Source organism: Priestia sp. 179-F W1.4 NHS (genome assembly GCF_045369295.1).
Taxonomy (GTDB): Bacteria; Bacillota; Bacilli; order Bacillales; family Bacillaceae_H; genus Priestia; species Priestia zanthoxyli.
Genome location: NZ_JBIQFF010000001.1, coordinates 1742280 through 1755197 on the forward strand (window position 1 = coordinate 1742280; position 12918 = coordinate 1755197).

General features: G+C 38.5%; 14 protein-coding genes and 1 riboswitch. Of the genes, 6 read left to right on the plus strand and 8 right to left on the minus strand.

The window, feature by feature from the left end:
• Position 1: 1 nt before the first annotated feature.
• On the minus strand, positions 2–565 hold the full coding sequence (locus tag ACH0CI_RS09490; RefSeq protein WP_406901302.1) for a YdcF family protein: 564 nt from the start codon (positions 563–565) through the stop codon (positions 2–4).
• 147 nt (positions 566–712) lie between these two features.
• Positions 713–892: riboswitch (cobalamin riboswitch) on the plus strand.
• A 92-nt stretch (positions 893–984) separates the two neighbouring features.
• Here ACH0CI_RS09490 and ACH0CI_RS09495 point away from each other — a divergent pair.
• From ACH0CI_RS09495 to ACH0CI_RS09505, 3 genes are all read left to right on the plus strand, one after another.
• Positions 985–2511: a cobyric acid synthase gene (locus ACH0CI_RS09495; RefSeq protein WP_406901303.1), complete on the plus strand. Its 1527-nt coding sequence runs from the start codon at positions 985–987 to the stop codon at positions 2509–2511.
• 205 nt (positions 2512–2716) lie between these two features.
• Positions 2717–3775 carry a FecCD family ABC transporter permease gene (locus ACH0CI_RS09500; RefSeq protein ID WP_028412841.1) on the plus strand — a complete coding sequence of 353 codons (1059 nt, stop codon included), beginning with the start codon at positions 2717–2719 and terminating at the stop codon, positions 3773–3775.
• Positions 3772–5055 (plus strand): ABC transporter ATP-binding protein, encoded by a 1284-nt coding sequence (locus ACH0CI_RS09505; protein ID WP_033579427.1) that lies wholly within the window; start codon positions 3772–3774, stop codon positions 5053–5055. The genes ACH0CI_RS09500 and ACH0CI_RS09505 overlap by 4 nt, the downstream gene beginning before the upstream one ends.
• 17 nt (positions 5056–5072) lie before the next feature.
• On the opposite strand, the gene ACH0CI_RS09510 is transcribed toward ACH0CI_RS09505, so the two are convergent.
• The 7 genes from ACH0CI_RS09510 to ACH0CI_RS09540 all read right to left on the minus strand — a co-directional run bounded on the left by ACH0CI_RS09510 (position 5073) and on the right by ACH0CI_RS09540 (position 9909).
• Positions 5073–5891, minus strand: a complete 819-nt coding sequence (locus tag ACH0CI_RS09510; RefSeq protein ID WP_048019032.1) for a hypothetical protein — start codon at positions 5889–5891, stop codon at positions 5073–5075.
• Between the two features lie 44 nt (positions 5892–5935).
• Complete coding sequence (locus ACH0CI_RS09515) at positions 5936–6361, minus strand: Hsp20/alpha crystallin family protein (protein WP_028412844.1); 426 nt, start codon at positions 6359–6361, stop codon at positions 5936–5938.
• Positions 6362–6450: 89 nt separating this feature from the next.
• Positions 6451–6954 (minus strand): Hsp20/alpha crystallin family protein, encoded by a 504-nt coding sequence (locus tag ACH0CI_RS09520; protein ID WP_028412845.1) that lies wholly within the window; start codon positions 6952–6954, stop codon positions 6451–6453.
• Positions 6955–7005: 51 nt separating this feature from the next.
• Positions 7006–7248 carry a spore germination protein gene (locus ACH0CI_RS09525; RefSeq protein ID WP_013057626.1) on the minus strand — a complete coding sequence of 81 codons (243 nt, stop codon included), beginning with the start codon at positions 7246–7248 and terminating at the stop codon, positions 7006–7008.
• Between the two features lie 107 nt (positions 7249–7355).
• On the minus strand, positions 7356–7598 hold the full coding sequence (locus tag ACH0CI_RS09530) for a spore germination protein (protein WP_013057625.1): 243 nt from the start codon (positions 7596–7598) through the stop codon (positions 7356–7358).
• Between the two features lie 143 nt (positions 7599–7741).
• On the minus strand, positions 7742–8521 hold the full coding sequence (locus ACH0CI_RS09535) for an STAS domain-containing protein (RefSeq protein WP_406901305.1): 780 nt from the start codon (positions 8519–8521) through the stop codon (positions 7742–7744).
• Positions 8522–8703: 182 nt separating this feature from the next.
• Positions 8704–9909 (minus strand): TcaA 3rd/4th domain-containing protein, encoded by a 1206-nt coding sequence (locus ACH0CI_RS09540; RefSeq protein WP_335707030.1) that lies wholly within the window; start codon positions 9907–9909, stop codon positions 8704–8706.
• Between the two features lie 198 nt (positions 9910–10107).
• On the opposite strand from ACH0CI_RS09540, the gene ACH0CI_RS09545 reads away from it, so the two are divergent.
• From ACH0CI_RS09545 to ACH0CI_RS09555, 3 genes are all read left to right on the plus strand, one after another.
• Complete coding sequence (locus ACH0CI_RS09545) at positions 10108–11253, plus strand: acyl-CoA dehydrogenase family protein (RefSeq protein ID WP_335707031.1); 1146 nt, start codon at positions 10108–10110, stop codon at positions 11251–11253.
• Positions 11254–11343: 90 nt separating this feature from the next.
• Positions 11344–11853, plus strand: a complete 510-nt coding sequence (locus ACH0CI_RS09550; protein WP_406901308.1) for a GrpB family protein — start codon at positions 11344–11346, stop codon at positions 11851–11853.
• A 60-nt stretch (positions 11854–11913) separates the two neighbouring features.
• Complete coding sequence (locus ACH0CI_RS09555) at positions 11914–12846, plus strand: alpha/beta hydrolase (RefSeq protein WP_406901309.1); 933 nt, start codon at positions 11914–11916, stop codon at positions 12844–12846.
• Positions 12847–12918: the final 72 nt, after the last annotated feature.

The window sequence follows — 12918 nt, forward strand, 5'->3', positions numbered from 1 at the left end:
TTTATTTATCAAACAGCCACGTTTTTAAGATAGCAGCATACTCACGAAAGTAGGCTTGAAGTTTAATTGAATTTGGTGTCTTTGCACCTAAAGGATAAACGTCAAAACCTTGACGCTTGGCAATAATAGAGGCGCGAAATAAATGAAAATCACTGCTAACAAGCACGACTTTTTTGTGTTGAATATCAACTTTCTTTTTAGTGAAAGTGAAATTCTCAAAAGTAGAAGTTGACTGATCCTCTTTTATCATTCGATTCTTTTTAATTCCTTCTTTTCGTAGAAAACGATAGGCTGCTTCTGCTTCAGAAATTTCTTCATCGGATCCTTTTCCACCCGTTACGATAACTTTTGTTTGTTTATGAGTCTTTAAATAAGATAAAGCCGTTTTTGCTCGTTCTTTTAAACTAGGGGACATTTGATCTCCGTCTACTTTCGAACCTAAAATGAGCACATAATCTGCTTTTTGCGGAACAGGCTGCTGAGCGGTTTGATACATACAAAAAGACATGATTGCTATGTAAAGAACAAGCAAACTAATAAAGATATAAATGATTTTTTTCTTCAACTACGAGCACCTTCCTAGCTATTTCATAAGATGTTTGGAAAATAATCGTTATTATAGCATACGAGACCCAAATAAGTATAAACACAGTAATATATAATAATAGAAGAAAATCGTTATTGTGAATGGTTATAAAATTCGTTACAATAAAGAATAAATGATTTTAAAAGTGCCTCTAAGGAGGATAATAGGGAAATCGGTGTAAATCCGGTGCAGCCCCCGCTACTGTAAATGTGGATGAACCTGCAAAGACCCACTAGTCAAACTAGGAAGGATGCAGAAGTAAAATGAAGCATAAGCCAGGAGACCTGCTTTTAAAAACCCCTTATTTTTCGGTGGGAGAAATAAGTCAAGACAATGTGTTAATGAGCGCATGACCAAACCTTGACTTTTACAGTTAAGGTTTTTTTATGTGATAGGGAGTGGAAAAAGTGAAAAAAGGAAAACCTCTTATGATTCAAGGAACGCACTCAGACGCTGGAAAAAGCATGATTGCTACAGCGTTTTGCCGTATTTTTAAAGAAGACGGCTATCAAACTGCACCGTTTAAATCGCAAAATATGGCGCTTAATTCATACATTACAATGGATGGAAAAGAAATTGGAAGAGCGCAAGGAATTCAAGCTGAAGCGGCTGGAGTAGAAGCAACAACCAATATGAATCCTATTTTAATTAAACCAACTCGTGATCATGAATCTCAAATTGTCGTTCATGGAAAGCCGCTTCGTAATATGTTTGCTTTTCAGTATCGGCAAGAATTTTTTAATGAAGGTTTGAACGTTATCACGGAGTCTTATAAAGAGCTTGCCAATCATTATGATCGAATTGTGATTGAAGGTGCTGGAAGTCCTGCTGAAGTGAATTTGAACGATCGGGAACTGGTAAATATGCGCGTAGCAAAGATAGCCCAAGCCCCTGTTGTATTAGTAGGAGACATTGATAAAGGAGGGGTTTTTGCGAGTCTGGTGGGTACTCTTCAATTGCTTCCAGATGAACATAAACCTAGAGTAATTGGAGTGTTAATCAATAAATTCCGAGGAGACTTAGAGCTTTTAAAACCGGGGTTGAAGTGGTTTGAAGAATACACGGGAGTTCCGGTACTAGGAGTGATTCCTTATATGCACGACGTGGAAATTGACGCTGAAGATTCGCTATCACTCAGAAATTACTCAACGCTTGTAAATCCGTTAAAAGAAATCGATATTGCGGTTATCTCGTATCCTCGCATCTCAAATTTTACAGACATTGATCCTCTAAGCTTAGAAGAAGACTGTCATGTGAGACTTGTAACCAAGCCATCACAACTAAGTACGCCTGATTTAATTGTTTTACCAGGAAGCAAAAATACGATTGAAGATGCGCAGTTTTTACAAGAAAGCGGCCTGGCTCTAGCCATTAATCAAGTCTTGAACGCAACGAACGCTCACGTTATTGGCATCTGCGGAGGATATCAAATGTTAGGCGAGACAATTACGGACCCCGATGCAGTAGAGTCCCGGATTGAATCTATTAAAGGGCTGGGTTTGCTTCCAGTGGAAACCGTTATGACAACCAGCAAAAAAACAGAAAGAGTTTCTGGATATGTTCAGTTAGAGAGTGAGAAGGTTTCAATTGAAGGCTATGAAATTCATATGGGAAAGACGGTTTCTAAAAGCATGACGGAAGCCTTTGCGGTGGTAGATGATCAAAAAGAAGGAACGGTTAAAGACAACATCATTGGTACGTATGTTCATGATGTGTTTCATAACGATGCTTTGCGCAGAGCTTTGCTTAATCAAATTCGTAAACATAAAAAATTGCCGCCTATTACGGATACATTCAACAGTCGCCTGCAAAAAGAGGAGTCTTTTTCAAAAGCAGCAGCATATGTGAGAGAAGCTATAGATATGGAAAAGCTGTATCATTTAATAGACAACTATAAAAGCCCGGAGCAAGCACAAAAAGTGTAGCTTGTAGAGGTTTTCGCTTGTTTTTTCACCGAGAACTTTAGTACGCTATTCTACGTTGCCTAGTTCAACAGTCTAGCACTCGTAACAAATAAAAGATGATTGTTTCCAATACTATGTAGGATGGAAACATGGTTTATGGACAGGAAAATGAATGGTTAATGTAATGTAAAACATCACGCCTCGTTTCCTAGAGGAGCTGAAAGTATTGATTTTTAAACGTATTTTTTTAAACAAAGCATCTATTTTATACATAGTCAGTTTATTTATTGTATGTACTTCGGTGATTATGGGAGTATTTATTGGTACAGTTTCGTTAACCGTAGGAGATACAATCAAAATTATTATTGGCCACCTTACCGGACTATCCTTATATCACGGTCCGGAAAACATGGATTTAATCATTTGGCAAATTCGTTTTCCAAGAGTACTGGTGGCATTTTTAGTAGGAGCTTCGCTTTCAATAGCAGGGGCTGCCTTTCAAGGGCTATTAAGAAACTCTCTTGCGGATCCTTACACGATCGGAGTTTCCTCAGGTGCAACCCTTGGCTCTGTCATGGCAATTTATTTTCACTGGAGTATTTTTGGTTTGTCTATCTTCACGCTGCCTGTAGTCGGCATCGTATCTGGTTTTATTACTCTTCTTTTAGTTTTTGGTATTACGAAACTCGCAAGCGGCAATTTGGCCAATGAAACCATCATCTTAGCGGGGATTATTTTATCATCCTTTATGAGCGCGCTTATTTCATTAATTGTAGCTCTTTCTCCTGAAGAAGATGTAAGGCAGGTTTTATATTGGCTAATGGGAAGCGTATCAATGAGAGGATGGTCGCATATTCAAATTTTAGGGCCGTTCTTTTTAGTCGGTACGATTATGCTGCTGTTACATGTGAAAGAGCTGAACGGCTTAGCATTTGGCGATCAATCCGCTCAATTTATGGGGATAGACGTAAAGAAGAAAAAAAGAATGATTTTAATAGGTGCATCCGTATTAACCGGGGCTGCGGTATCAGTATCTGGGGCAATTGGATTTGTTGGCTTAGTTATTCCCCACGTAGTGCGTCTCGTAGCGGGAGCTAATCATAAGCATGTACTGCCGCTTTCTATTTTAATCGGAGGAAGTTATTTGGTTTTAGCCGATTTATTAGCAAGAACGATATTAGAACCTCGTGAACTGCCGATTGGAGTCGTAACCGCCTTAATTGGTTCGCCAATTTTTACGCTGCTGCTTGTAAAAGAACGTATGCGGAAAAGAGGAATATCATGATTGAACTATATAATGTGACGGGAGGATACGATAAACAGAAACCGACCGTTCGTGACATCACGTTCACCGTAGACAAAGGTTCTTTTGTTGCTTTACTAGGACCAAATGGAAGCGGAAAAACAACGCTTATTCGCTTAATTATGAATGTATTAACCACTCAATCAGGAGAAGTGAAGGTAGAAGGGAAGTCAGTGAAGGCTTATTCACCAAAACAACTGGCGCAAAAAGTTGCAGTCATGACGCAAGAAAATCAAATTGGATTAGAATTTACGGTTCAAGAAATTGTTTCACTGGGACGTTATCCTTATCAGGCAAAAGGTTTGTTTAGCACTGTATCAGCACAGGATGAAGAAGTGGTAGAAAGCGTGATGAAATTAACAAACGTCTGGCACTATCGAAATCATACCTTTCAATCGCTGAGCGGTGGAGAAAAACAGCGGGTTTTACTTGCTAAAGCACTGGCGCAAGAACCTGACTACTTACTTCTTGATGAACCAACGAATCATTTAGATGTAAAACATACGATGGAACTGCTTCAGCTGTTAAAAACGTTACAGCAGGAAATGAGCTTGACGGTTCTGGCCATTTTGCATGATCTCAACATTGCCTCGCTGTTTGCAGATAATGCCGTATTATTGAAAGATGGAAGAGTAGAAGAAACGGGGATGGATGCCATTTTTCAAGATGCAGCTACGTTAAAAAGAGTATATGGCGTTGATTTGCATGTATTTCACCATCCCGCTGTGAACAAGCGGCAAATTGCTTTTGTGCCGCCGTATCAATATCCAGAGACGGACTTCCATGAGTTGTATCAGTTGCAAAAGGAACCGGGCAAGCTATGTTTATCCTTTGCTCGTCCTTTGAGAACTCTTTCACTGGGTTCCAATGAAACAGGTCTAGACTGGTGTCAAGAAATTGTTCAACAGCAAAGCAGTTCTAACACGGCGTGGAAATCTGCGTCTTTATCTAGTCATGAAGTTCGCTTAAAAGACGATAAAGGTTACTCGTGGCTGACTGTACTGACACATGGACAAAAAGAGAATGAAATGAATATTGTTCTACTAACAAATACACCGCTTTCGGACGCGAACTTACTTCATGCTGCGATGAAGGTAATTGAATACCGGGCTTTCTTAGGAAAAACAGGCCGTATTGTTGTAGCATCATCTCATCATAAAGAAGAAAATCAAGAAGAAATTTCAGCGTTCTTAATGGAACGCCTACAGAAAGAATTACAACTATTTATGGAAACAAAAATGACCGACAATTGCTTTAAATAAGCAGTAGCGGTCATTTTTTATTCTTCGGAGTGATCAGGCTTTTCTGTTTCACCTCCTGAACTCATCGTTGTCTCAGTTGTATGTTCATCAATCTTTTTTTCTTTTAGCTTAACAGAGAATAAGTCTTTGACTTCTTCATCCACTTGATCAGAGTCAGCGCTGTAAGTTGTACCAATGTTTAAGTGGCCGGTCAAATCTTTAATTCCTAGCTGGCCAAAATTATTACTAAGGTCAATTTTGTCTAACAATACTTTTTCCACCATAATTTTTTCAACAACAATGGACTGCTTTGGCTGAGTTACTTCATCAATCTTTTTGTCAAGAGTTTTCACCATCTCATATAAAGCTGTATTGGACGATTCTTCCTTTAACGCAGAGAGCTGATTTTGAATGTCTTCGAAATTAGGAGCTGACTGCATAGTCGAAAGTAAATGAGCTGTTTGCTCGTGCAGTTGAGACAATGATTGAATAAGATGAGCTGATTCATGTAATTGCTGATGAAGCTCTTCTATTTTAGGAATCGCGTCGGTTAAACGCGTCACTTGATCAATAATTCCCTGCAGGTTCAGCGCTGAATCTGACGAATGAACAGGTTTTGTGAATTCAACTTCATCAGATGTCTTAGGCTCCGTTTGGCTCGGCAACTTCTTTGGCTGCTGAGGGGGTTTCTTTAGATTAGACTGTTTTTTAGTTTTCATCTTTTCGGGTAATTCTTTCCGCTTTTGATTAGAGCTTTGGTCTATGGGACTTACTTTTTTTTTGGTTGGAAGGGAAGACGGATTTATTTTGCGGACTGTTTCAATTTTAGGCGATTGTTTAAACCACTTAGAAAACATGAAATTCCCTGCCTTTCATGCTACGTATAGTTCTGCACAATAAATTACAAATCAAATTTCACGTGCAATAGACCATCTTTAAATGATGCGTGACACGGCGCTTCTCCTACAGCAGGTGGAAGGATGATTGATCGTTGAAACGTTCCTTCACGTCTTTCTTTGTGAAGAACATTTGCATCCTTCATCGTTAAAAGAGATGAACCGGATATGTGTAAAGTATTTTCATGCATGGTCAATTCGACGTCTGTTCGTTTAGCACCGGGTATTTCAATCACAACTAACAGTTGATTTGCCCATTCGTATACATCAATTAAAGGATAATCTCGATACTCATTTACAATTTGAGGAGAAGCATCTGCTTCCGTATCATTCTTTTCTTCAGGATCATCGTCAAAAATCTTTTCCCAAAATTTTGTATGGTTTTCTTCTTGTAACGTTTCTGCCCACTTTTTAAACTTTCCATGATTCATATTTGTCACCTTCTTTAAAAAAATAAAACAAGGCCTTTTGCCGCTTTCTATTTTATATGTATGCATGAAAACAGAAAAAAACGTCCACTTTAATCTAAATCGTGGACGTCTATTTGAGACATAGGAATATTAACATGTTTAGGCATCCGGATTTCCAACACCCCGGAACGATATACGGCGCGTGTACCTTTTTTGCGAACCGAACAAGGAAGCTGAATTTCTTCTTTGAAGGATTCTTCTCCATCTATTCCTTCAATCGTACACACGTATGGAGTATGATAGACTTTAATGCTTGATACAATATCGCGGTTAGGAATTTTTAACTGAACAATGCATTCGTCTAATGTATTAATGACGTTTGAATCAAATCTTCTTAGCTGTTGTCCATGACCTTCATTTCCCACATCCTGCTGTTCTTTCATCATGTCTTGGGCCTGCTTAAAGAATTCATTTCCTTGCATAAAATCCGGAAAAGAATGGGACATCGTAGAAGAAATCATTTGCTGAATATATTTATTCATGTCTTTAGATGCCATTCCTTTTGGGATATTTTCCATCATTCCTTTAAACGGAGACTTTCCAAATGGAAACATATTTACACACCTCCTTGTAATGTGCCAAGTAAAACGACAAAATCGTTAAATCTAAATTTGATTTCCAATTGGAGCTGAAGGGTTTGCAATTTGATCTTGATCGCTTACGTCAGGATCTAACACGCCCGTATTCATTTGAGAGCAAGTAGGAGAGAAGTTACCTAAAGAGAAATTTGCGCCGTTAAACTTTGAGTTCGCCGTGTGACTGTTTTGAATGGTGGAACCGAAATCAATATTTGCGTTTTGTGTGACACCGTTTGTTACGATATTAAAAACGTTAATTTGAAGAGGCATAAAGAGACTCCTTACTGTTTTTATTCATTCTACTCCAACGGCCTATTGCGTTCAGAGAGAATGTATTCACCGTTTGTCGTCATGCTGTTGACAAGCATTGCCCTATATCACTGCTGATAACCATTGACATGATCAACGTTTGCAATATCTGTTTGGTCATTTGTATCAGGATCGATATAAATGTTTCGCATTTTCGAGGAAGCAGGTGAGACATCGCCATAAGAAGAGTTCGTACCAGTGGATTTTGAATGAGCCGTGTGACTGTTATGGAGTGCTTCGCCAATGTTGACAGAACCGTTGCTTGAGATACTGTTGATCTTTAAATTATAAATGTTAATAACACTTGGCATAGGCTCTCACCCTTTTCTATGGTTGATTAATGTATCCTATGATGATAAGTGCCTAAACGTTCACAATTCCTCATAACTAAAATCGCCTTTTCCGATTGAAGGAAAAAGCGATTGAGAGAGGATTACTTAATGATATGATGGGCTTATGAAATGGGTGCAATACGACAATTCTTTTTTTCTAAAATGTAAGAGATGCTTTGTTGGACAGTGGAAAATGTTCGCCAATTAAACTGAGAATCTACAAGCGACAGAGCCATTTTTGAAGAAAGACCAACAATAAGGCAAGTGGTACCAATCAAACGCAAAGCATCGTGGAGCGTGTTAATATAATAACCGTGTTCTTCATCTAATGAATGAAGGGAAGATAAATCAATAAGCAAATAGCGCGCCTGTTCTTTTACAACTGCCTCCAATACCGTTTCAGTTAGCTTCTTTCCACGTTCTATATCCATCTTACCGGTAATGGGCACAGCTAAAATCTCGTCCCATATCTTTAATAAAGGAGTGGACAAATCCTCAATTAACCGTTCTTTTTCAAGCTCTGCTTCGGCTTGATCTGTAAAGTCTAATAGCATAAGCAAGTAGCCATAACGCTCGCCGTCTTTTGTATCAATGGGGTGAATCACAGCTTCTGCTACATATTGACTGCCAATCGTTATACGCGTTCTGTAAGTTGTATGAAGAGAGGTGAGTAATTTTTCCGTTTCTTCAGAATTGGAATGAAAGAAGTCCATATGCTTTCCAATTAACTCTTCGACATGAGATAACTGGTAGATTCGGAGTACTGGCTGAAGTGTTTCAATTGCTCTTGCATTCATCCACTGCACACGATAGTCTTGATCTGCAATGATCATGGTTTCTTGAATATTTTCTAAAATCAAATGTCCATTAAGCTTTTGTGGAAGTCGTCCAATTCCATTCATTCTCGATCTCTCCTTATGCGTGTAGTAAGTTTATGTACATCTACTTTATATTTTACAGTGAAAAGAATGAAGAAGGCTATAAAAAATTTATTAACGTATGTAGGGATCATGGTATGTAAAAAAACGTAGGAGTAAGCACTCGCTTCAATCAAAAAACTCCCCTGGGTAAAGGGGAGTTCACTTTATTCATATGATTTAATAAAATCAACGTTATATTTTTCAACGCTTGATAAGTAGGAATCTCTAAATGATGAATCAGGCGTATACCATGACTTTTCATAAAAATAGGCTTGAAGATCTTTCGATTTAAATACATACCCATGCCGCGCATAGATTTCGTTTCGAGCTAGCCTTCGTTCACTCGAGCTCAAACTGCTAATATCACTATAGCTTAATTTGTAAGAGTCCGAACCAGGAAGAATATAAGAGCTTGAAGTAGCATAAGAGCGCGGCCCAGGCACGATTACTTCTCGTTCTTTTATGACGGTTTTTTCCTTTTCAACGGGCGGCGTTTGTATATTTAACATAATACTTTCTTCACTTTGAATGGTGTAAGGACTGCTTTTGAACGTGGTGCCGCCTTTTTGCACTTCTGCATGAACAGTGACGCTTCCATCCGTGGCAACAGGCCCTATTTGTGATGAGCTATTCACCTGAAGCCCCGTGCTTTTTCCGTTTAGGAATAAAATAGCGTCATCTCTATTCGATGAGATTGTAACATAAGCCCCTTTAAATACAACAGATATATTTTCTTCTTTTTGACGGTGAAAATTTACAGTGGGTTGGTCTGTAAGCTTTCCGTAAGAGCTTTCATAAGAAGCTGTAAGCGGGTAATTTCCAATCATAAAAGGCCCTATTTTTTGCGTTTGATTTTTGGATATGGATTGTTTTGTATCATTGACTGTAACTGTTGCATCCTCTGGCGTGGTGAGGGAGATATAATATGATGACGGCACAACCACGTACTGTTTTTTGAAGAGTAGTGAATGTTTCTGTTCTTTTATTGTAAAGTAGATACTCGATTTATTTTTCAAATCATTTTCAACGTCTCGTAAAATAGAACCATCGGAAGTTGCATCCAACAGAGCTTGAATAGATGTGTCATTAATAACTATAGTAGACTGCGAAGAGTCTAATAACTCTCTTAACACAGCTGTATCTTTCGATTCCAATGCCTCAATAAAGCGGTCAGCCGTTTTTTCTTCTGAACCAGAGAAAAAGAAATAAAATACAAAAGTTAAAAGAAGTATAAGCACAATACCCCCGCCAATATACCAGCTCTTTTTATGCTTAGCTGCAGCTGGCGACACGGTGAAAGAAAAGCCGCAGTTATTGCAAAATAATTGATCTGTGCTTGCGCTGGCACCGCATTTTGGACATTGATTCATTCACACCATTCCCTTCTTTTTATTCCATTAAATGTATGGAACGTGTAGGTAAAACAGACCATTAAATTGGAAAAAGAATAGATTTAACGAGAAAGATAAACACACCAAACATGCACAGAAAAGATGAGGTATGCTATGATAAGAACTATATATTAATCCGATAGGGACACTCTGTCATATAAAAAGGAGATGAAGCAAATGAGTGTTTCATTTGTAAATAAAAATCAAAAGTCTACGTACGAAAAACTGCTACCTCTAGTCGAAAAATTTAAGAAACGAGCTTTTAAAATAGATGAAGAAGGTACGTTTCCGTTTGAAAATATTCAAGAGTTAAAAGAAGCTGGCTATACACGTCTTTCTCTAGAAAGCAACTATGGAGGAGATGAATTACGCCTTTATGATTTTTTATTATTTCAAGAATTAATTGCTCAAGGGGACGCTTCTACGGCTCTTAGTATTGGATGGCATATGGGGATTACAATGGACTTGCGTGAAAAACAGCCTTGGAGTCAGCAAATGCTCGATTTTATTTTTAAAGAAATAGAAAAAGGTGCACTTATTAATACCGCTGCTACTGAACCGAAGACAGGAAGTCCTACTCGAGGAGGCAAACCGGAAACGCTAGCTGTAAAAACAAAAAAAGGCTGGCGAATCAATGGCCGAAAAACATTCACCACGATGTCTCCAGTGTTAAATTACTTCTTAGTAAAAGCAAGCATTGAAGGTGAAGAAGAGATCGGCTTATTTTTAATTCCTCGTGAAACAAGCGGACTTTTAATAGAAGAAACATGGGATATGATTGCAATGCGCGGGACAGGAAGTCACGATCTTGTGTTAGAAAATGTCGATATTGAACAAGACTTTCTTGTTGAACGCCTAGGTGGCTTTAAAAAGAATGAGCCAAGCGGCTGGTTGCTTCATATACCAGCTTGCTACATGGGTACAGCCATCGCAGCAAGAGATTATGCTGTCGCATTTGCTACAGAATATTCGCCTAATAGTATTGAAGGAACGATTAGCGAGTTGCCAAATGTGCAGCGTTTAGTCGGAGAGATGGAACTTGAACTCATGCAGGCGCGTCACTTTATGTACAGCGTGGCAAATAAATGGGATGAAACAAGCGACCGAGCAGCATTAGCGGGAGAATTAGCAGCTGTCAAACACGTAGTGACCAATAGTGCCTGTACGGTTGTTGACAAAGCCATGCGCATAGTAGGAGCGCGTAGCTTGCAGCGCAGTAATCCGCTGCAGCGCTATTATAGAGACGTGCGTGCTGGGCTCCACAACCCTCCAATGGATGATATGACGGTTGTTAATTTAGCGAAGCAGGCGTTTGCTAGATAAAACTTAATAACATGTTAAATGATGAAAAACTGCTTATTATAGGCTATTCTATAGTAAGCAGTTTTTTCGTTACAAAAGGAGGAATTGAAGATGAAGTCCGTAAGAGAAATTCAGCTGACACCTCATAATATCGCGTGGGAAAAGGAATTTTCAAAAGAAGCTGCCACCTTAACAACTATAATGTCAGCTCAAGTTTTAGAGGTTCATCATATCGGAAGCACTGCTGTTCCCGGCTTAAGCGCAAAACCGATTATTGATTTACTTATTGAAGTGAAAGATATAAAAAAAGTAGATACATATAATCAGAAGATGGAACAGCTTGGATATGAAGCAAAAGGTGAAAACGGCATAAAAGGAAGACGATACTTCCAAAAAGGTGGAAATGAAAGAACCCACCACGTTCATATTTATGAAAAAGGCCACCCAGAAATTAATCGGCATATATGGTTTCGAGATTATCTGCGTACTCACCCTGATGCAGCAAAAGAATACGAAACGTTAAAAACAGAACTAGCGCATCGCTATCGCTTTGAACCGGAAAAATATGTGGAAAATAAAACGAATTTTATTCATAAAATAGATGGGCTAGCTTTAAAATAGAGAAAGGGAAGCAGCAATAAGAATAGGAAAGATGATCTTAGATAAAAAGGAGGAACGAGCTTGACTCCAGTTCTAAATCGACAGACAAATACAGGTAAAAAGAAAAAAACAATATGGATCAGCCTGATATCCTTTGTTATTCTTTGTTTTGTACTTTGTACGGCCATTTCTCTTTATGTAGGCATAAGCCTGACAAAACTAGATAAAAATCCTGCTGTGAAAAATCCTAGTGATTACGGCATGCACTATAGCAATCAAGTATTTTTGAGCAAAGACGGAATAACCCATTTAAAAGGATGGATGATTGAACCAACGGAACAGCCAAAAGCGACCATTATTATGTCACATGGATACGGAAATAACCGTGAAGCACAAGGAGCTGGCTTTCTGCCGCTGAGTAAAGAATTTGTAAAAGCGGGATATCGAGTAGTCATGTTTGACTTTAGAGATTCAGGAGACTCAGAAGGAAATCAAACGACGATTGGTGTAAAAGAACAGCTCGATTTATTAGGCGTTATTCAGAAAATGAAAGAAACAACAAAAGAGCCAATTGTGCTCTACGGCATTTCAATGGGAGCCGCCACTTCTTTATTAGCAGCCTCTCAAGATGACGACGTAAAAGCAGTGGTAGCCGATAGTCCTTTTAGTGATTTAACCTCTTATTTAAAAGAAAATCTATCTGTATGGTCTCATTTACCAAATTTTCCATTTACACCGCTAACCATTGCTATTCTTCCTGTTATTGCAGATGTAAATCCTGCTGAAGCTAGTCCTATTAAAGCAGTCGAGCATATTTACCCTCGACCAATTTTATTTATACACAGCACAGGAGATACAAAAATCCCTTACACTGAAAGTGGAAAAATGGCTAAAACACACCCGGATGCTTTTTCCTTCTGGAAAACTGATAAAGCAGAACACGTTCAAAATTATCATGTATACAAAAAAGAATATGTAAAGCGCGTATTATCTTTTATTGAGCAATCGCTGTAAAAAAAGTGGATGGGACAAAAATATGTTAGACGAAATGAAAAACGAACCATTAATCAAGACTTTTGATTAGTG

Bases quoted from the DNA above. Each gene is read 5' to 3' on its own strand.
- ACH0CI_RS09530 (WP_013057625.1), bottom strand. From the start codon at position 7,598: ATGCCAAGTGTTATTAACATTTATAATTTAAAGATCAACAGTATCTCA.
- ACH0CI_RS09540 (WP_335707030.1), bottom strand. From the start codon at position 9,909: ATGAATCAATGTCCAAAATGCGGTGCCAGCGCAAGCACAGATCAATTA.
- ACH0CI_RS09510 (WP_048019032.1), bottom strand. From the start codon at position 5,891: ATGTTTTCTAAGTGGTTTAAACAATCGCCTAAAATTGAAACAGTCCGC.
- ACH0CI_RS09545 (WP_335707031.1), top strand. From the start codon at position 10,108: ATGAGTGTTTCATTTGTAAATAAAAATCAAAAGTCTACGTACGAAAAA.
- ACH0CI_RS09505 (WP_033579427.1), top strand. From the start codon at position 3,772: ATGATTGAACTATATAATGTGACGGGAGGATACGATAAACAGAAACCG.
- ACH0CI_RS09520 (WP_028412845.1), bottom strand. From the start codon at position 6,954: ATGTTTCCATTTGGAAAGTCTCCGTTTAAAGGAATGATGGAAAATATC.
- ACH0CI_RS09515 (WP_028412844.1), bottom strand. From the start codon at position 6,361: ATGAATCATGGAAAGTTTAAAAAGTGGGCAGAAACGTTACAAGAAGAA.
- ACH0CI_RS09550 (WP_406901308.1), top strand. From the start codon at position 11,344: ATGAAGTCCGTAAGAGAAATTCAGCTGACACCTCATAATATCGCGTGG.
- ACH0CI_RS09525 (WP_013057626.1), bottom strand. From the start codon at position 7,248: ATGCCTCTTCAAATTAACGTTTTTAATATCGTAACAAACGGTGTCACA.
- ACH0CI_RS09535 (WP_406901305.1), bottom strand. From the start codon at position 8,521: ATGAATGGAATTGGACGACTTCCACAAAAGCTTAATGGACATTTGATT.